This is a genomic window from Virgibacillus sp. JSM 102003, assembly GCF_041949995.1.
GTDB lineage: Bacteria > Bacillota > Bacilli > Bacillales > Amphibacillaceae > Lentibacillus.
This window is the reverse complement of the sequence record NZ_JBHFQH010000023.1, coordinates 25,076-44,718: the sequence shown is the minus strand read 5'-3', so window position 1 is coordinate 44,718 and position 19,643 is coordinate 25,076. Positions and strand designations below refer to the sequence as shown.

The following is a 19,643-nucleotide window of genomic DNA, read 5'->3' as shown; positions in this document are numbered from 1 at the left end:
CCACAAACTTCACCTCAGAAGAGGATCCGTTTGCTTCCCGCGCTCGACTTGCATGTATTAGGCACGCCGCCAGCGTTCGTCCTGAGCCAAGATCAAACTCTCCATAAAAGTTCGTTTGATTATGATTGACACCAATCAATCATCTGTTCTTAGCTTTAAAAATTGAAATCAGGGTTTAAAGTTTTAACTTTTATCCTGTTTTCTTGACATACTGGTTGTTTTGTTCAGTTTTCAAGGAGCAAATTTCGTTGCCGCCTCTCAAAATGGCGACTTTATAAATATACCATATAGACATCAAAAAAGTCAATAGATAATTTATTTAATCTAAGCTGTTGCCTTTTTGCGCAACCTATTAAATATATCATTCTAGCAATACGTTGTCAATAACAAAATCTCGTTTTAAAAAATAGCCATTTCTTTGCCCGCATAGGGATTTACAATTTGCTATATTTTTTAACAGCGAGATCAATATTACAGCTTTTCAGGAAATTAGTCAATAAGCTTCAAGAAGTTTATTCAGGGCTTTTAACTGTAAATTATTTCCTGGTGGTCACGAAGTGATATATTTAATATCAATACTTTCCGTACATTAAAACCATTTCCCCATATACTATAATACTAAACCTACTAACCAAATTTATTATACCTAATTTATACCTATTCATTATTTATATCCGTAATCGAGGTTCCTGGATAATAAAACTGAATAATTTCTTTGTAACTATTTCCTCTTTGCCCCATTATATGTGCACCCCATTGACTCATCCCTACACCATGACCGAAGCCCCTCCCTTTCATGGTATAAGTTCCTTCACTTTTTTCAAGTGAATCAACTAAATAACTCTTAAAGATAGTTCCACCAATTAAGGGACGGATATGATCTATCGCTACATCATCAAGTACAAGCTGTTCGAATAGGATAGTTCCTTCTGCCAGCCTATGCAAAAACTGGATGGTAATCGACCCTTTTATCCTGCGCTCAGATTCATGTCTTTTATTGGATAACTCAAAGTGAGGAATGGATAGAATTTTAATATCCCCAGGATAACCATTCCGTTGAAGCCAACTTTTCATCGATGATGTGATATCTTGATTCTTCTCCACTGTTTCTTTCCACCAGAGTGGTTTGTCCCAATTAATTGTGTTTAGTGGAATTTGTACTGCGTGCAGGTTAAACTTCCAAGGATGAATTGGATCATATGGATCTTTTTTCACCGGCAAATATGGCAATGATTTTCCGTCCCACACATGTGCATTGTTCTCAGTAATCCCTCCATTGCTTGCAGAATAGAAAGCATTAATTGGCTTGTTTTGGTAGGTAATTACCTCACCACGTGTTTCTTCAACAGCTTTTGTACTATTTTTATACCACGTATAACCACCGTAGACCTGATAGCGAATTGTATCATCAATAATTTCCGATGTATGGGTGGCGGCATATGTCCTCGCTGCCAATGTTTGTGCCTTCAACGTTTCGAGTCCCCAGGAAGGAAAAACTTCATTTGGCACAACTCCCTTTAAATAATCTTCAAGTGGCAATTGATTGACAGGACGGATAAATTTTTTATCCTCAATCAAAAACTCCATCGCTCCTAAATATGCCCTGTCATTCACATTTATACGATGAGCATAATCATACTTGCTTGGTATAAGAACTAATGATTCCTTTATCCTCAGTGTCTTGCCTCCACCTTTTAAAATTAAATCATTATTTTTAGTGGCTGTTAAAGAATAATTCACTCCTTCTTGTAGTGATAGTATAGGATCAAGCGTATAATATTCTCCTTTAAATTGAAAATTTAATTCTGACCTATTATCAATATAATTCACAAGCTTAACCGTAATCATTTCATCTGCTTTAAGCGATTCTGGAAACATAAATAATATAATTGTTATAAAAAATAATAGAAGATATCTCATAACCTTATAATACCAACGAATGATGTGATTATTCACATCTATGTATTTTTTTCGAAAGACCAGTTAATACCTCCCGTTACTCTCATATATTAAAAAAAGATAAGAACTCAGAACGCATCTGATTTCTTACCTTTTTTATCTCTTCTATTCTGTTAATAATGGATAATACCCTTCTTCGTTATGTGTTTCTGTTCCAACAAGTGGAGGATTAAATACACATACCATACGCATTTGTGTTCTGGCACGGAGTCTATGCTTTTCGTAATCATTTAAAAGATACATTGTTCCTGGTTTTAGTTGAAAGACTTCACCAGTTTTTAAACTTTCAACTTCTCCTTCTCCTTCTATACAGTAAACTGCTTCGATATGGTTTTTATACCAGAAGAAATTATCTGTCCCTGCTTTTATAATTGTATCGTTCAAACTAAAGCCGACTTTTTCTTTATTTAAAATAAATCTGCGACTCGTCCAATTCTCGCCAGATGTTTCATCTTTTGTTCCTTTTATATCTTCAAGTGATTTTACGATCATATCTAATTCCCCTTTAGCGTTGTATTTATTTGTAGTTTATTCTATTTAGCAAGAACATGTTTTATGCTATCTTCAAGAATTCCCAATCCTTTTTCAAGTCCTTCTATATCAATAATAAGTGGTGGAAGGAACTTAATAACTTCATCGTCTGGCCCGGAAGTCTCCACAATTAGGCCACGATTAAATGCTGCTGCACAGATTTCATCTGCAAGTCCATCAACATCAATTGCTATTCCCTGCATTAGACCTCTGCCTCGAGGTGTACCTTTAAGCTCAGGATATTTTTCTATTATTCTTTCCACATTTTTAGTTAGAAAGGCTGCTTTTTCCTGAACTGCTAACCCAAAGTCATCTGTTTCCCAATTGGTTAGTGCTTCAGTTGCTGCAATAAATGCAAGATTGTTCCCACGGAACGTACCATTATGCTCTCCTGGCCCCCAATGCTTATCATACTCTGGTTTAATTAGCGTAATTGCCATTGGTAAACCAAATCCACCAATTGATTTTGAAAGACATACAATATCAGGGTTAATACCAGCAGGTTCAAAACTAAAGAACGTACCTGTACGTCCGTTCCCCGCTTGAACATCATCTATAATTAATAAAATGTCCCAGCGCTTACATAACGCATCTACTTTCTTCAACCATTCCATTCTTGCAGCATTGATGCCACCTTCGCCTTGAACGGTTTCCAGAATTATTGCAGCTGGCAACGCAACTCCGCTTCCGCTGTCTTCCAGAAATCTTTCCAGATAAGCAATCGAATCTTGATCTCCCACATAATCATCAAATGGCATTGATACGGAATGATGCAGCGGAACTCCTGCCCCATGACGCTTAAATGAATTCCCTGTTACAGAAAGTGACCCAATTGTCATTCCGTGGAATGCATTGGTAAAGCTAATAACCGAATCACGCCCGGTTACTTTTCTGGCAATCTTCAATGCACTTTCAACAGTATTGGTGCCGGTTGGTCCTGGAAACATTACTTTGTAATCAAGCTTGCGAGGTGTAAGAATTACTTCTTTGAAGCGTTCAAGAAATTCTTTTCTTGGGTTAGTTCCCATATCGAGGCTATGAATAATCCCATCGTTACGAATATATTCGATTACTTTTTCTTGCATAGTTTCGTCATTATGGCCGTAATTAAGCGTTCCTGCCCCTGCAAAAAAGTCAATATATTCTATTCCATCAACATCCCACAGCTTATAGCCTTTGGCCTTTTGGAAAATGGTCGGCCAACCTCGGCTGTAACTTCTTACCGCTGATTCTAATTCTTCAAACGTTTTCATTTTCGCATCAGTAAGTTCTGCTGTTGCCATTTTATCATCCTTTTATAAGTTTATTTTCTTCCTTAATCGGTCCTATCTTAAATAATAGCTCATCTTCATGACCTTCCCGCGGGAAGTCATCAGCTGAAAAATAATCATTTATTAAACAATTCGTTTCAAGTTTCATCGCAAGACCTTTAAATAAATGCTGAGATGGCGTATTCGATGGGGAGACAGTTGCTTCAACGTAGGAAACTTCTTCACAAAATGTGCGATTCAGTAACTGATACAACATCTTTGTACCCAAACCTCTTCCACGCTCAGACTCATTTACGGCAACTTGCCAAATGAATAGTGTGTTCGGGTTGTCGGGATGAATGAATCCGGAAATGAAGCCAACTGTGTTTCCTTCTCTTTCAGCAACAATGGATGTTTCAGAAAATAATTCACACCACATCAGATAGCTGTAAGAAGAATTAAGATCAAGAACTCCAGTATCTTTAATCAGTTCCCATACTGCCGCTCCATCATTTTTATCAGGCTTACGAAAATGAAATTCTGTTTTTATGTCATTTGGTATTGATATTTCACTAGTTCCGCCTTTATTGATGCTCTCACCTCCCAAAAATTTATTTACTATAATAGCTTATATTGAAACGACCGGAAATATCAAAACGATTTAATCGTTATTTAGCCTGTTTAAATGTTATTTGCAACGATGTACTCCATTTAGTTGCCATGAACTAATAGTAACTATAGATTATTAAAGAATAAACCGAATTTTAAAGAATCTGGTGTAAAATACCAAATTATGTAACTGTTAACACATAAATATGCAACGTTAAAACAACTTTTCAACCATATTAATGTATTAATTAAATAGAAATATCATAGTTATTAAATATGAATTTATAGGGTTGTTTTAAATAAATAATGTTATTCGCACCAAATCATTGCCAAGTTTAAAAAAGGAGGTAGTAATAATGGCAAAAAACGCAAAAATAGGGTTACTGCCGCAAATTCTAATTGCTTTTGTAGCGGCTATTATTGCGGGCGTCATTTTTGGACCAGACATTAAGATTGTTCAGCCGTTAGGGGATCTGTTTTTACGTCTTATTCAATTTATTATCGTTCCTTTAGTTGCATCTTCCCTTATTGTAGGTGTCGCCAGCACTGGCAGCATGAAAACACTTGGACGAATCGGCGGAAAAACAATCGGATACTATTTGGCGACAACACTTATAGCAGTTACCATCGGCTTATTCGCCGGCTTGTTGTTTTCCCCTGGAGCAGGAGTGGATGTCTCCAATGCTGGAGAAATTCCTGAAGCAACTGAAACAGGAACCGTGGTCGACATATTACTCAACATCATACCGACGAATCCGCTAGCCAGTTTGTCAGGCGGCAATATTCTGCAAATTATTTTCTTTTCGCTTTTCTTGGGTGTAGGGATAACGATGGTAGGGAAAAAAGCAGACCCTGTTTACCATTTCTTTGATGGACTAGCAGAGGTTATGTACAAGATCACCTGGGTTATCATGAAACTTATCCCTATAGGTATCTTTGGATTATTAGCACCAATTATTGGAGAATACGGTCTATCCGTTTTGCTTCCTTTGATTAAGCTTATTTCGGTCGTAGCCATTGCCTGTATCGTACATGTGCTGGTTACTTATTCCATTGCTGTTAAAACACTCGGAAATATGAGTCCAATCCAGTTTTTTAAAGGAATTGCACCAGCCAGCCTCGTAGCATTCAGTACACAAAGCAGTTCAGGTACATTACCCGTTACAATAAAATGTACCGAAGACAATTTAGGCGTTTCAAAAAAAATATCAAGTTTCATATTGCCATTAGGTGCAACAATTAATATGGATGGTACATCACTTTACCTGAGTGTTGCAACACTATTCACAGCACAAGCATTTGGTATTGAATTATCCATTGGTCAAATGTTGATGGTAGTTTTAATTGCAACGCTTGGTTCAATTGGTACAGCTGGGGTACCTGGAGCTGGCTTAGTTATGCTGGTACTTGTTCTAACTGCTGTAAACTTACCTCTAGAAGCTATTGCATTAATTGCAGGTGTTGACCGTTTCATGGATATGTTCCGGACCGCAACGAATATCACAGGGGACGCGGCAGGTGCTCTAATTATTGGAAAATCCGAAAACGAAAACGTTCAAGAGATAGATTCTAATCCTGCAGCAAGTTAAATAATGCAAGGAGGCACATGAGTTGCTCATGTGCCTTTCTACAATTTTTACGTATTTAGTTAACTCCAAGAACCCATGCCACCTTTTACATTAACCACTTTCTCGAATCCTTTTTTCTTTAGAATTTTAGAAGCCTTCATACTTCTCATTCCGCTTTGGCAAATCACAACTACTTCTTTGTTTTTATCCAAGTCAGCTGATTTTTTTGCAAGTTCGGATAATGGAATGTTCTTAAAAGGTTTACGGTGATTTGCTTTGTATTCACCGGGTGTCCTCACATCAATAAACTGTGCACCATTTTTTTCGCTGAATTTACCTTTCGCTTCTTGCGTCGTGATATTTGAAATACCCTTAACCGGCATAAAACGACTCAATATAAACCATGCTGCCCCAATAATAATGATCCATTGAATTATCATTTCCATACGAGAACTCCCCACTATAATGAAAGCCAACCATGAGAGATTGCTTTCTATTTACTAAACTCTTATTAAGGCTGTTTTCTACAAATTTGCTGCACTGCAACATATGCTATAGGTTTAGGTTCCACATTACATCACACTCCCTATAACATTGCTTGGAAAAGTAACAATATTGCAGAACCTTAACTAAAGAAGTCTAACCAGATTTTTATGGCTGTTCCTAGAATAAGAATAGCTAGAATCCATTGCAGAATTTTTGTATTCACTTTTTGACCGAATTTCGCGCCAAGTGGTGATGCTATTAAGCTTGCTATGATCATAATTATAGCTGGAATAAATAAAACCTGACCAGTCAGCAATTTACCTGTCGTCGAACCAATTGAAGAAATAAATGTAATTGCTAATGATGTCGCAATCGTCATTCTGGTTGGTATCTTTAAAACAATCAGCATAATTGGTACTAGAATAAACGCACCCGCTGCACCGACAATACCTGCACCGATACCTACAATCAATGCCAGAGATGCTGCTAACCATTTGTTAAACGTAACTTGATCAAATGGAATATCATCTAGACCATTTTTCGGCACAAACATCATAACAGCAGCAATTGTTGCTAATACGCCATAAACCAGGTTAATACCCGCATCTGTCATGAATTGGGACCCATACCCACCGATAAAGCTACCGATTAAAATACTGATACCCATGTAAATGATCAACGTCTTATTTAAATAGCCGCCTTTACGGTATGCCCAAACACCACCGATCGTGGCAAATAGAACCTGAACCGCACTTATACCAGCAACTTCATGAGCAGTAAATGCAGTTAGACCTACCATAGATGGGATATATAATAGCATAGGATATTTAATGATAGATCCACCGATTCCAACCATTCCTGAAACAAAAGAACCGACAAACCCAATAAGAAAAATTGTTACTAAAAATATAATACTGTATTCCATATTTAATCCCCCAAATAAGAGGGGACCCAAGCTAATGGGTCTCCTTTATCCTTTTTTAATCCAAAATTTGAGTACATCGTCTTCTTCTGTATCTTTTAGTAATTCATGACCACCAGACTTTGCCCATGCAGTCAAGTCGCTTTTAGCTCCCTTATCGGTTGCATGAACCTCTAGAACTTCGCCAGTATTAATATCATTCATTGCCTTTTTTGTTTTCACAACCGGCATTGGACACGCCATTCCTTTTGCGTCTAAAATTTTTGCTGATTCCATTATTATTTCCTCCTTTTAATTAACCTTGAACCGCACAACGGTTTGGTCCAATTTCCATTTCCCTTTGTTTTTCATTTTCAGGTGTTATATGACCCATATTTGTTTTACGAATATCTTCATATGCATTTGGCTGTGGCGGAAGATTTTCCGTCACCATTTTTCTAAATTCATTCTCATCGTCTACTTGTAAACCATCATTGTTTTGGTAAAGATCTCCCAAACGTGCTGATACACTACCGTCATTTCCTAGTTCTTCTGCAAATGAATAATGTGCAGGTAACACAATTAAATCATCAGAAAGCTCCTTGTAACGGCTGTAAAGCGTATTACGAAGATCTCCTACCCAATCCTCTGCTTTTCCTGCTAAGTCAGGACGACCAATTGATTTCACAAATAGAATATCTCCTGTTAACAGGTACTTATCATCAATAATGAGAGAAGTGCTTCCAAGCGTGTGACCAGGTGAATAAACAGGTTGTACCTTAACGGTTGTATTTCCAACGACTATATCATTACCTTCTTCAAGTGCAGCATAGTCAAATGTCACTTCTCCTGCATCTTTTGGAGGCAGATGATAAGTTCCACCTACTTTTTCTGCTAATTCACGACCACCAGAAATATGATCGGCGTGTAAGTGAGTATCAATGAGGTGTTTAATCTGCACACCCTCTTCAGCCGCAAATTTTTCATAATTACTAATCATGCGGTTTGAATCCACAATTGCTGCTTCACCATTAGATTCAATGAAGTACGATAAACACCCTTTACCTAGACGTACAAATTGATAAAGACTTCCGCCACCATTTAAATCACCAATTTTCACAGGTTCTAAATGCTCGCTCCATGCTTTCATTCCACCTTCAAGATCATACACATTGGTGAAACCTTCTTCTTCCATCATTTCAGCTATCATCTGTGATGATCCGCCTTTTGCACAGACAACAATAATCTCCTGATCCTTATTGAGTTTCTCAGCAACAGGATCTACACCATCCAACAAATTAAAATACGGTTCATTTATTACCTCTACTTTTCCGCCTTCAATTTTCCAGTCATCAAATTCATCTGTATTACGAACATCTAAAATTAGCGTTTCCTCATGATTAACAACTTTTTTTGCTAGTTCTTTTGTTGTTATTGTTTGAGACATAATACTGTTCCCCTCCTAAAATTAAAATGTTAATGTTATATTTGCATCCTTTGCATAGTCGATAAATGAAGCAGCACCGCCAACTTCTATGCCCTCAATAAATGCATCTTTTTCCAAGTTCATAACATCCATTGTCATTTGACATGCAATTAACTTGATACCCATTTCCTGGGCGATACCTACAAGTTCCTCAATAGAAGGAACATTTGCTTGCTCAAAACCTTCTTGAAAGTGCTCTTTCCCATCAGGAAGCGGCAAGTTTTTATGTCCTTCCTTATGAATTAAATTCAACCCTTCAAACGTAAAGAATATTCCAACCTCTTCATCAGAAGCTGCAGCTGCTGTAGCTACATTAAATACTTTATAAGCATCAAATAAACTTCCGTTTGCAGCAATAATTGCTACTTTTGCATTAGCCATTTAAAATTCCTCCAATTTATTTTTAGTTATTTTTTTCTGTTGAACCTTCCCATTTGGACATTCCTGGTACAACATTTTTTACATTCTCATAGCCTTTTTCAGTTAGCTTTTGGGCTGCTAAATCACTTCGGTTTCCTGTACGGCAAATCACATGCAGTTCTTTATCCTTATCTAACTCTTCAAATCTTTCTTCAAGTTCCCCAAGGGGTATATTTAAAGCACCAGGAATATGTCCAAAGGCAAATTCTGCTGGTTCACGAACATCCAAAATCGCAATATCTTCATTGCCATTTACTTTACTGCGAAGTTCTTCCAAATCTGTAATTTCCTCATGTTTTGTTTCTTCCTTCGCTTCTGCCTCATCTGCTTTTCTGAGATAATGCTTTAATACGTCCTCTTCTTCAACCGTACCAAGGTAATGATGACCTGTACTCTCTGCCCACGCTTTAATATCCGCAGTTGATCCTTTATCAGTTGCTTGCACTTCCATCACTTGGCCTGGTTCTAAGTTTGTAATAGCTTTCTTTGTTTTAACAATTGGCATTGGACAAGCCAACCCTTTTGCGTCTAATCTTTCATTTGCTGTAATAGACATATTAACTCCTCCTCTATTTTTCTACTTCGTCTTTCCAATCAAGCATTCCGCCTGCCACGTTTGTTACATCATATCCTCGTTCTTTTAGAAACTCACTTGCTTTACCACTTCTTCCCCCGGAACGGCACACCATATAATGATGTTTATCTTTATCAATTTCTTCTATTCTTTCTGGTATTTGGCCAAGCGGTATATGGGTTGCACCTGGTATTTTCCCTTGTGCTACCTCATCATCTTCTCGCACATCAATAATATTCACGTTCTCTTCATCTTTTAATTTTTTTGCTAATTCTTTCGTTGTAATTTCCTTCATGATTTTCCCTCCAATTAGTTATTTTTCTATATTCCCCTGTCAGTATAAAATTATAATATATACCATTAGGGGTATATTTATGGCTAAAAAAATTTCATTAAAACTTGATAAGTGACCTTTTGAATCAATTTGAGACGAGTTCGCGTTCTCATTAACTTGCCAAGCCTTAGTTGGACTTAACAATTAAATAAATAAACTTATATTTCCATCTTCAGCCTCGCCCACATATGCTGCTACTCCTCCATATTCAATCTCATCAAGTAACTCATCTTTTTGGAGTCCGAGCAAATCCATTGTCATGGTACATGCAATTAGTTGTACATCCTGTTCCTGTGCCATTTCCACTAATTGCGGCAGTGGCATCGCATTGTGCTTTTTCATTACATTTTTAATCATCTTTTGGCCCATTCCTAAATAGTTCATCTTGGAAAGTCCCATTTTATCAGCGCCTCTTGGCATCATTTTACCAAACATCTTTTCCATTAAACCTTTTTTAACTGGGACCTGGTTCTCTTTACGTAGTGCATTAAGTCCCCAAAAAGTATGAAATATTGTAACTTCGTGGTCATATGCCGCGGCACCATTCGCAATAATATATGCTGCCATCGCTTTATCATAATCACCACTGAACAGAACAATTGTTGTTTTTTTCTGATCTGACATTCCGCATTCTCCTTTTCAAATTAGTTTACCTTATATACATATACCTGTATGGGTATTATTTTTCTTTTAAAAAAATGGGTTAACCCATTTCGCTTAACCCAATTAGTATGGTAAAGGACCTAAAACTAAATGTCAACCTCATCTGTTTATCTACTTTTAACAAGTAAATTAACTGCTTCTTTAATAAGGTCTTCAGATGTTTCTCCTTCTTCCTTTTCCTCACGAATGCATTGCTCAAGATTCGTGCTGACGATTAATGCTGCAGTACGGTCCATTGCATTTCTTACTGCTGACATTTGCGTTACAACATCCCGACATTCCTTTTCTTCTTCCATCATTTTCAATAATCCTCTAACTTGTCCTTCAATGCGTTTCATTCTATTTTTCATTTGATCATCATATTTCATCTTAACGACACTCCTTTCGTTAATTTTTGACCATGTGATAACCTACTACACGTTTTCCTTTGTTTCGCAAAATTCTTGTACTTACATTTCTCCCTACGATATCAGATGCGATTACAACAATGTTCTTATCTGGAATATCATGAAAATGCCGATTTAAATATGGCACCGGGATGCTATATGCTTGTTCTATTATATCATTAAACGAATCCTGATAATCTCTTGTGTCAACTATTGCAACATCCTCTTTAGAATAGGATACATAATTCATGTCCATTTTGCCAACCCCAAAGACCGGCATATACCTATGGTAGAGAAACAACAAGAGAAAAGTTATTATTATAATAAGTGCTATACTCATTGCTTTCCCCTTTCACTATTTATCAAATCATCATCAATAATATACCCGCATAGGTATTTTGTCAACAACTAAATTTACATAGAAAAATTGATTAAAAAACTTAGCATTCCCTAAGTATTAATAGCGAATACTTTAGTTGTACTTTTGCAGTATAGAAGGTATGCTTTCTTAACTGCCAAGAAGAAGTTCTGGAAAGAAAATAAGGAGAAATCAACTCTAAAGCAGACTTTTGCCCGATTTCACTCGTTAATAATGTAGGGAAGGAGAGATGAGCAGGTGACCGAGGATACGAATGATACAACTAACCTTACTCGAGATCAAGCAATTGAATTCATAATGGATCATTATGGTGAAGCCGTCAAACGAATAATTTATTCATACGTTAAAAACCACCACACGACCGACGATTTATTTCAGGAAGTGCTGATCCTAATATATAGAAAATGGGAAAAATATGATGGTCGATCTCAATTAATAACTTGGGTGATCAGAATTGCCATCAACCGCTGCAAAGATTATTTGCGATCACCACTCCATCGCATCAAACTCGTAAAAGATCAGTGGTTCGACCAAAAGGATCATCAAGATGCAGAAAAGACAATTATTCAACAAGAACAGTGGGATGAGATAGCAGAAGCAATACTAAACTTACCCATTAAGAATAGAGAAGTAATGATCTTAACATTTCAGCAGAACATGTCATTGAAGGAAATTGCCGAAGTCACGGGTGCTCCTGTTTCAACAATTAAAACCCGGATGCAACGAGCAAAAAAGTTAATAAACCAACATGTCAGTAAGGAGGAATGGACCCTTGGATAAAAAAGAACTTAAAAAGTCCCTTAATCGGAAAATAAGTGAAAAACCCCTGTTTACCAATGCAGACCGTGAGCAATTTTATGAATGGAAACAAAATACTAATCATAAAAAGAGACGATTTATCGCTTTCCCAAAAGTTGTTACAGCATTATTCTTTATTTCTTTGGTTAGTGGATTTATTTATTATGCAGGTTCAGATAATCCTTTTCAACAGCCTTTACCTCCAGAACATTCAGCTGACAAAAAAAATCAGGAGCCAAACGAGAGTAACAATCCAGTCGATTACTCCTCTAAAGTAAAACCGAAAACTGAACAAATTAAAGAGAGTTTCAATTATGACTTAACGCTGCAGGAGGCCAAATCATTGTATGGAAAATACGGTGAAGGACTTACTTACGAAAAAACAAACCCTTCAACAGGCACTACTAATTTAACCAGTGAATTCGTTTATTTCAAGTCAGATGACTTTAATCATGTAAAAAACACGTCTTTTGGTGAAGAAGACTTTAAGCAAGGAAACCTTGGTATCCTATTTCAGATTACCTGGAAGAACGAGAACGAGTTACAATCAGCGATGCTCACTTATTTATCCAAAAACGGGGAACGTATCGTAACCGAAAAATATACTTCCGACGGGTACTTTATAGGTAAAGACCAAGAGCGGGTACAACTAAAATACACGCTTGATATGCAAGGATTAGTATTGGAATCCATAGGTGAATCCATTAATAAACAACCAGAGAGTTTAACAAAAGATGACCTTCAAAAGATAGAGACATTAAAGGTAAATGCTTCTGAATCAAGCGGAATCTATGATGTAAAAGGAGACCTAAAACATTTTAGAGCCATGTCACAATTAACATCGCTAACACTAAATCAAGCTATTATCCCTGAACATCTTTTGGAAGTAATCCCAAACCTGAATAAAGTGACATTTGTTGGACCAACTCTTAACGATTTAAGTTCTGTTTCAACTGGCTTAGACAAAATCACCTATTTGAACATTAAAGAAAGTTCCTTTAGAGGAAATGCTGAAGATATTATGGAACTCGAAAATTTAGAAACCGTTGTATTGGACAAATCAACCGTAACAGACTGGCACAAACTAGAAACTAACGGAATTACTGTACTGGAAAATCCTCCAAATTAATAAACCTTGAACTTATCATCCAGAACCTAATGTAGGCGCTAGGCGCTGGCCGGTGAGAACGCCACGTCCTGTGGCGTCACCGGCACTAGTACGTCCTGTACGTCGGAACTGGACGTCGCTGATTCGGATTCCAATTATCCTCAGCACTTAAATTTTATAATTTCCTATACAAGAACAAAAGCGCAAGCGCCTGTTCAGCGCGTATGGACTGACCCGTTCGAGATAAAGGATACACGAAGAGCGTAAGCGATTCGATGTTGACTTATCGTAGACACGGGGAAGGAAGTCCACTAGGAGCTAGGCGCTGGAGCTGGACGTCGCTAATTCTGATGTCCAATTATCCTCAGCACTTGATTTTAAAGTACGCTATTCAATAAAAAAACAGGATGGACAGTTCATACCCTGTCTATCCTGTTCAAGTTTTTTCTCATTGAGGAGTCATTATTTATTATTTTTCTAACCACTTATTAACCTTGTCCTGATTTTCCTCAACCCAGGCTTCCGCTAACTCTTCAGGGGTTTTACCCTCAGTATCAATAGCCATGATCCACTTCTCAACCTGATCAAGTGTAAGTTTCATATTAGAAAACAGTGTATAGGCTGTTGGGGATTGTTCTTGTAAATTAGGGGTAACACCTACTTGAACATCATCAAGCTTCCATACGTTTTTGGGATCATCTAAAAATTTCAAATCCATTCGCACGAACATAGGGTGAGGACGCCATGCATTAAAAACAATTCCACCTTTATCCTTCATTACACTTTCAACTTGAGCAAGCATAGCTGCTGTACTGCTGTTCTTTATTTCAAAATCTTTCATGTTGTATGCTTCTACCATTTTCTTTGTCGTATCTGCCATCCCACTGCCTGGATCGATTGCATAGACTTTCTTGTCGAATTTCTCTTTATACTTGTTTAAGTCAGCAATTGAATTAACATCTTCCATGTATGCAGGAACAGCTACGCCCAGTGGCATGTCTGAATACAATGTACCAGCAATCTCAAATTGGCCTTCATACTCCTTTAAATAGGAACTTTGCAGGTTCGGGGCCCAAATATCAATAAATGCATCAATTTCCTGATTAGCTAGAGCTTCATATAATATACCAATTTGGCCCTCCACAATCTCCACCTCAAAACCTTGCTGCTCTAAAATTTCCTTTGAAAGATATGCAGGAACGGTTGCATAATCATATGGATCTAACCCAATCGATATTGTTTTTTGTTCTTTTTGGTTATCCTTGTTGTCTTGACTTTCTTGCTGTTCCCCATTACATGCTGTTAACACAAGAATAAGGCTCAGACTCAAAAAAAAGATCATTATTCTTGCACTTTTTGCTGAATTAATAATTATACTCACACGCTTCCATTTTATTATTTTAAGTACGGGGTAATTCCCAACTCCTTATGTTCCACTCGTACTTCGAACTTTATAATAACACATTCTGAATGTTTTTTTTAGAAATTTTTATAGAAAACTTGACTTATCGCAAAGCCTTTATATAGATAAGCCTTAGTTGCATTTATGCAGTAAGAAAGGATTTAAACATACTTATCTGCCAATGAAAATAAAAACGCTTACCTGCATGCATCTATATTTTAATGAAATAATCCGTGAATTCTATTAATAAGAACTCACGGATTAATTAATAATTACTACTTATTTTTTTATAAACATTTGAGTCCAGTGGTGACCATCATCCACATACCCTACTCCAATGTGTGTGTAATTTTCATTTAAAATGTTTTTCCTGTGTCCAGGACTATTCATCCACGCATTAACAACTTCTTCTGCTGACGCTTGACCTCTTGCGATATTTTCCCCTGCTGATTTATAGGAGATTCCAAAGTCTTTCATCATCGTAAATGGTGAACCATAAGTTGGGCTATTATGGCTAAAGTATCCAACATTATTCATGTCTCTGGATTTATATTTTGCTACTCTAGCAAGCTCCCAATCGTACTTCAATGCAGGCAAACCTGCTTCAGCTCTTTCTTTATTAACTAGTCTAATAACTTCCTGTTCCTGATTGTATTCCTCGTTTACCACGATATTAATTTTCTGTCCCGGATAAATCAGGTCGGGGTTTGAAAGTTGAGGATTTGCTTCAATTAACTCGCTTACTCCAGTAGTAGTTTTTAAAGCAATTTTCCAAAGTGTGTCCCCGGGTTCAACCGTATATGAATCAGCTGCCATTGTAGTAGCAGGAAATAGTAAAGCTAATGATAAGATTGATATGATAGCAATTTTGCTGATCTTGTTAATCATGAAAAACATCCTTTCTTTTGGTTATAGTGCTAGAATAAAGAGTTTCAGAGATTTAGTCATTACTAAATATTTGGAAAGTTTATTACGATATAATTACATTGATGCATAAAGATTGGCAAACGTTATGATAGCACACTTTTCAAGTCTATTTTTTGTAATATAAACGAAATATTATCGCATATTATTTTATAAAAAGAATTGCCTTAAGCTCAGTTGCCGTAATCTAGTAATAAATAAAATCACCATGCAAGTAATTCACATGGTGATACTAATGATAGATTAACAAAACGAATCTTTTGATTTAGGGACAGACAACCCAAATAACGGCCTGAGATAGAGTGCTACAAAGGTTCCAGCTAATGCCAGTATCCCCCAAATATAGCCGTGAAGACTGAATGAAGCAATTCCTCCAAAATATGCGCCAATATTACAACCGAATGCGAGACGTGCACCATAACCTAACATTAAACCTCCAATTACGGCTGCGGCAACATTTTTACTGTTTATTTTCGTAAATTTGAAAAGTCCACCTGCTGCTGAAGCGAGAAATGCTCCCAAAATAACCCCTAGATTCAAAACAGTTGTTGAGTCCATAAAAATCGATGACTCTAAAACAGCTGCGTTTGCTCCTTGCCAATACCCCCAGCTAGCTACATCGATCCCTAGAAATTGTGCTGCTTTTGATCCCCATAATGCGAAAGCTGAAGTAACACCCCAAGGTGCACCTCGAGTCATTAGTGTTAAGGCATTAAGAACTGCCAATGCAATTGCTGCTGCGAACAATGGCCAAGATCCACGTAAAATTCTCTTCCAGCCATTAGTTGACGGAACAGTTGCCATTTTAGGTGCTTTTCTCTTTTTTTCTACAACTAAAGTAATCCAGGAAATCAATCCAAATAACAAAATCGACAAAATCCAGGCACCACCATATCCTAGTCCTGTGGATGTTGCTAAAAAAATAAGTTCAAACGCTGGTAGCTCTTGCGTCCAAAATGGAAGATGATAGGCTCCGATTGTTGAACCAACAATAAAGAATAATAGCGTTACAAACATAACAGAGCGTCCACCACCGACTGCATAAAGCGTTCCGGATGCACACCCTCCACCAAGCTGCATACCTATTCCAAACATGAAAGCACCAACAAAGAGACTAACACCCACTGGCGCAACATAACCAGCGACGCCTCCTCCAAAGAATGAGTAACCAAATGCCAGAATTGGAGCAAATAATGTAACTGCAACAGCTAACATTAGCATATGTGAACGTAACGCCTTCCCATTTCCAACAGACATAAGCCTGCGAAATGCTGATGTAAAGCCAAAGCGAGCATGAAAAAGTGTATATCCAAGCAACAGGCCAATTACAAGCAGTAACGGCTGAACAATATTTTGTGTCGCCATAAGGTAAATCATTAAGATAGCCCCAACAATCAGCCCACCAATTATTAGCGGCATTTGAGGCTTATTTAATTCAGTACTATTTTGTGGTACTGGATCTTTCACTTCATCTATAGGTTGAGCTTTCGTAGCCATTTAAAACATCCTTTCCTTATAAACTTAATAGGAATTATTCCATAATAACGACTAATCATTTTAGTGTCAACGAAAATTTGGCCAAACAAAAACCCCGAGTAAGACTCCATTAATTGAAATCTTACTCGGGGTGAAAAACACCTTTATTATTGGTTATTTATCCTGAATAATTGCAGCAAAATGAGAAATTATCTTTGCAGTCATCCCCCATATAACTTTATTGTCGTAAGTATAGAAGTATTCATCCATCTTTCCGCTCCGCCAATTATAGTTACGTCCCCCAACAATCGATTCAAAAGGGAAATTTTCCTCCGGTTCAATACCCATGTTTACGCGATGAACATCCGGATTCGTTTCCATAAAAAACTTCAGCGGGACCGTAAATACCTCCTCAACTTCGGAAGGATTCGCTTCTATATGATCAGTTTCCCTGAGAAAACCCGCGTACGGATAAACAATCATACCAAACGGAGAAACAAGATAATCTAATGGGTGAATTTCTGAAATATCTGTTCTCTCAATACCCAGTTCTTCCGTTGTCTCCCTTATTGCAGCATCCTGTTCTGTTTTGTCACGATTATCAAGCCTTCCTCCAGGAAAACAAATTTCTCCCGGCTGTCTTTTTAATGAATGTGACCGAACTTCAAATAGCACATGAATTCCTTCATCCTTCTCAACAAGTGGTATAAGTACTGCAAATTTAGAAAAACTTTCACTGCCAAGAATTTTAGGGGTATGTTCTTTCACTTTTGCAAAAATTGAATTTGCATCCATATAGTCACCTCAATTTACTATAGAAGAGATTATATTCAATCATAACATACCATTGAATGCCATTACTTCCATTTAGAAAGCGGACGAAAAAAACTCTGGAAAGAATTATCAATCCAGAGTTGTTCAGTAAGTGTTATTTTACCTTATTGACATATTGCCGTTTATTATCATCCATACCTGACAAGCAAATGGACGCAGGATCGTTATTTATATCCAGATTAATGGTTGATCCATCAGTTGGCAGCGTCTGCTGGAAAATTTCCTCATATTCTGGAACCGTTACTTCTTTTCTTGCGGAAAATAAATCGTTATGTTTTTCCACATGCAAATGTTCCCTGTAATTTGGCTGTAAAATTCCAGTGAAAAATTCCCCAACTGCTCCGGAGCCATAACTGAATAACCCAATTCTTGACCCTGCTGCCAAGTCCTCCTTTTGTTCAAGAAGCGAAAGCAAACTTAGGTATAATGAGCCAGTATAAATGTTTCCTACATTTCTATTATAGCCTGTACTTATTTTATAGTTTGCTACTAATCGATCTACCGTATCTTCTGATCCTTCATCCAAAACAGTTCTCAACGCTTTATGTCCCATCTTTGTATATGGAAGGTGGAAACAAATTGCCTCAAAGTCATTTAGCACAAGACCAGTTTTCGTCTTGTATTGCTCCCATACTTTAGAAAAGAATGAAATGTATTGTTCATTCGACAATTTCCCGTCAACAAAAGCTTTGTCAGAATATACGGGACGCCAAAAGTCCATAATATCAGAGGTAAAATATACACTCTGATCTTCAAGTGCCATAATGTTAGGATCTGCACTAACTACTAATGCAACTGCTCCAGCCCCTTGTGTTGCCTCTCCTGGTGTATCCAAACCATACCTTGCAATATCTGAACCCAGCACCAAGACCTTGCTCTTTGGATTCAATGCAATATGTCCTTTTGCCATTTGAATGCCAGCAGTCGCTCCATAACAAGCCTGTTTTACTTCGATAACGCGGGCGTATGGATTTAACCCTAATAAGTCATGTACATAAACGCCCGCTGATTTAGAGCTGTCAATGCCTGACTCTGTACCGAAAATAACAAAATCAATCGCTTCCTTATCTTTCTCGTCCAATACTTCCAAAGCGGCATTCGCTGCTAACGTAACTGGATCTTGTGTAATCGGAGGTATTGACATCTTCTCCTGTCCAATACCAATTGTAAATTTCTTAGGCTCCACATTTCTGCTGACAGCCAGTTTGTTCATATCAACATATAAATGAGGTGCATAAAAGCCTATTTTATCTATCCCTATTTTCACGATGAGTTCTCCTTTACTTAACATTCACCAAGCCCAATGGCGACTATCTTAGTTGCAATTATGCATTAAGATAATTTTATACTTCCTACTACTAAAATCAGTCCACAGTATATACAAAAAGTGGCTAAACTATATTTTACTATAAATAACAACAGAATTAAATTTCCGCGATGGTGAAAAATTCTATTCCTTATTAAGTATTCTGCTCAAGCTGTAATGTATTATAGAAGTTTATTGTTATATGAATGAGGAGTCAGTTATAGAATTAATGCAAAATCGAGAGAGGGA

22 protein-coding genes and 1 rRNA gene are annotated in these 19,643 nt (G+C 37.2%); 3 read left to right on the top strand and 20 right to left on the bottom strand.

Annotation, left to right across the window (positions count from 1 at the left end):
* The 5 genes from ACE1TG_RS18680 to ectA form a co-directional block, all read right to left on the bottom strand.
* Positions 1-108: ribosomal RNA gene (locus ACE1TG_RS18680) — 16S ribosomal RNA — on the bottom strand; the annotation flags it as partial.
* A 549-nt stretch (positions 109-657) separates the two neighbouring features.
* Positions 658-1,878, bottom strand: a complete 1,221-nt coding sequence (locus ACE1TG_RS18675) for a SpoIID/LytB domain-containing protein (protein WP_375053924.1) — start codon at positions 1,876-1,878, stop codon at positions 658-660.
* Positions 1,879-2,064: 186 nt separating this feature from the next.
* Positions 2,065-2,451 carry an ectoine synthase gene (locus ACE1TG_RS18670; protein WP_375053923.1) on the bottom strand — a complete coding sequence of 129 codons (387 nt, stop codon included), beginning with the start codon at positions 2,449-2,451 and terminating at the stop codon, positions 2,065-2,067.
* Between the two features lie 41 nt (positions 2,452-2,492).
* Positions 2,493-3,773, bottom strand: a complete 1,281-nt coding sequence (ectB, locus tag ACE1TG_RS18665) for a diaminobutyrate--2-oxoglutarate transaminase (protein WP_375053922.1) — start codon at positions 3,771-3,773, stop codon at positions 2,493-2,495.
* Positions 3,774-3,777: 4 nt separating this feature from the next.
* Positions 3,778-4,308, bottom strand: coding sequence for a diaminobutyrate acetyltransferase (ectA, locus tag ACE1TG_RS18660; protein WP_375053925.1), 531 nt, complete (start codon positions 4,306-4,308; stop codon positions 3,778-3,780).
* Positions 4,309-4,705: 397 nt separating this feature from the next.
* Here ectA and ACE1TG_RS18655 point away from each other — a divergent pair, with 397 nt between their 5' ends.
* Entirely contained in the window at positions 4,706-5,938 is a 1,233-nt protein-coding gene (locus tag ACE1TG_RS18655; RefSeq protein ID WP_375053921.1) for a dicarboxylate/amino acid:cation symporter, read from the top strand.
* Between the two features lie 59 nt (positions 5,939-5,997).
* Here the strand turns inward: ACE1TG_RS18655 and ACE1TG_RS18650 are convergent, their stop codons facing one another.
* From ACE1TG_RS18650 to ACE1TG_RS18605, 10 genes are all read right to left on the bottom strand, one after another.
* Positions 5,998-6,363, bottom strand: coding sequence for a rhodanese-like domain-containing protein (locus ACE1TG_RS18650; protein WP_375053920.1), 366 nt, complete (start codon positions 6,361-6,363; stop codon positions 5,998-6,000).
* A 179-nt stretch (positions 6,364-6,542) separates the two neighbouring features.
* Positions 6,543-7,328, bottom strand: a complete 786-nt coding sequence (locus ACE1TG_RS18645) for a sulfite exporter TauE/SafE family protein (protein ID WP_375053919.1) — start codon at positions 7,326-7,328, stop codon at positions 6,543-6,545.
* 45 nt (positions 7,329-7,373) lie between these two features.
* A complete protein-coding gene (locus tag ACE1TG_RS18640; protein ID WP_375053918.1) occupies positions 7,374-7,601 on the bottom strand; it encodes a sulfurtransferase TusA family protein in 228 nt (75 codons plus the stop codon).
* A 19-nt stretch (positions 7,602-7,620) separates the two neighbouring features.
* On the bottom strand, positions 7,621-8,751 hold the full coding sequence (locus ACE1TG_RS18635; RefSeq protein ID WP_375053917.1) for an MBL fold metallo-hydrolase: 1,131 nt from the start codon (positions 8,749-8,751) through the stop codon (positions 7,621-7,623).
* Between the two features lie 21 nt (positions 8,752-8,772).
* Positions 8,773-9,171, bottom strand: coding sequence for a DsrE/DsrF/DrsH-like family protein (locus ACE1TG_RS18630; protein ID WP_375053916.1), 399 nt, complete (start codon positions 9,169-9,171; stop codon positions 8,773-8,775).
* Positions 9,172-9,193: 22 nt separating this feature from the next.
* Positions 9,194-9,766: a sulfurtransferase TusA family protein gene (locus ACE1TG_RS18625; protein ID WP_375053915.1), complete on the bottom strand. Its 573-nt coding sequence runs from the start codon at positions 9,764-9,766 to the stop codon at positions 9,194-9,196.
* A gap of 13 nt (positions 9,767-9,779) precedes the next feature.
* Entirely contained in the window at positions 9,780-10,079 is a 300-nt protein-coding gene (locus tag ACE1TG_RS18620; RefSeq protein ID WP_375053914.1) for a rhodanese-like domain-containing protein, read from the bottom strand.
* A 183-nt stretch (positions 10,080-10,262) separates the two neighbouring features.
* Positions 10,263-10,742, bottom strand: coding sequence for a DsrE/DsrF/DrsH-like family protein (locus ACE1TG_RS18615; RefSeq protein WP_375053913.1), 480 nt, complete (start codon positions 10,740-10,742; stop codon positions 10,263-10,265).
* A 146-nt stretch (positions 10,743-10,888) separates the two neighbouring features.
* The gene (locus ACE1TG_RS18610) at positions 10,889-11,149 is read right to left on the bottom strand and encodes a metal-sensitive transcriptional regulator (RefSeq protein ID WP_375053912.1); all 261 of its coding nucleotides are present in this window, start codon (positions 11,147-11,149) and stop codon (positions 10,889-10,891) included.
* A gap of 19 nt (positions 11,150-11,168) precedes the next feature.
* The gene (locus ACE1TG_RS18605; RefSeq protein WP_375053911.1) at positions 11,169-11,507 is read right to left on the bottom strand and encodes a rhodanese-like domain-containing protein; all 339 of its coding nucleotides are present in this window, start codon (positions 11,505-11,507) and stop codon (positions 11,169-11,171) included.
* Positions 11,508-11,783: 276 nt separating this feature from the next.
* On the opposite strand from ACE1TG_RS18605, the gene ACE1TG_RS18600 reads away from it, so the two are divergent.
* Both ACE1TG_RS18600 and ACE1TG_RS18595 read left to right on the top strand, forming a co-directional pair.
* Positions 11,784-12,326 carry a sigma-70 family RNA polymerase sigma factor gene (locus ACE1TG_RS18600; protein WP_375053910.1) on the top strand — a complete coding sequence of 181 codons (543 nt, stop codon included), beginning with the start codon at positions 11,784-11,786 and terminating at the stop codon, positions 12,324-12,326.
* Positions 12,319-13,473 carry a hypothetical protein gene (locus tag ACE1TG_RS18595; RefSeq protein ID WP_375053909.1) on the top strand — a complete coding sequence of 385 codons (1,155 nt, stop codon included), beginning with the start codon at positions 12,319-12,321 and terminating at the stop codon, positions 13,471-13,473. The genes ACE1TG_RS18600 and ACE1TG_RS18595 overlap by 8 nt, the downstream gene beginning before the upstream one ends.
* A gap of 448 nt (positions 13,474-13,921) precedes the next feature.
* On the opposite strand, the gene ACE1TG_RS18590 is transcribed toward ACE1TG_RS18595, so the two are convergent.
* The 5 genes from ACE1TG_RS18590 to ACE1TG_RS18570 form a co-directional block, all read right to left on the bottom strand.
* On the bottom strand, positions 13,922-14,761 hold the full coding sequence (locus ACE1TG_RS18590; RefSeq protein ID WP_375053908.1) for a glycine betaine ABC transporter substrate-binding protein: 840 nt from the start codon (positions 14,759-14,761) through the stop codon (positions 13,922-13,924).
* A 372-nt stretch (positions 14,762-15,133) separates the two neighbouring features.
* Positions 15,134-15,742 (bottom strand): SafA/ExsA family spore coat assembly protein, encoded by a 609-nt coding sequence (gene safA, locus ACE1TG_RS18585; RefSeq protein WP_375053907.1) that lies wholly within the window; start codon positions 15,740-15,742, stop codon positions 15,134-15,136.
* 279 nt (positions 15,743-16,021) lie between these two features.
* Positions 16,022-17,275, bottom strand: a complete 1,254-nt coding sequence (locus ACE1TG_RS18580) for a YeeE/YedE family protein (RefSeq protein WP_375053906.1) — start codon at positions 17,273-17,275, stop codon at positions 16,022-16,024.
* 153 nt (positions 17,276-17,428) lie between these two features.
* Positions 17,429-18,049: an NUDIX hydrolase gene (locus ACE1TG_RS18575; protein WP_375053905.1), complete on the bottom strand. Its 621-nt coding sequence runs from the start codon at positions 18,047-18,049 to the stop codon at positions 17,429-17,431.
* A 133-nt stretch (positions 18,050-18,182) separates the two neighbouring features.
* A complete protein-coding gene (locus ACE1TG_RS18570) occupies positions 18,183-19,355 on the bottom strand; it encodes a hydroxymethylglutaryl-CoA synthase (RefSeq protein WP_375053904.1) in 1,173 nt (390 codons plus the stop codon).
* Positions 19,356-19,643: the final 288 nt, after the last annotated feature.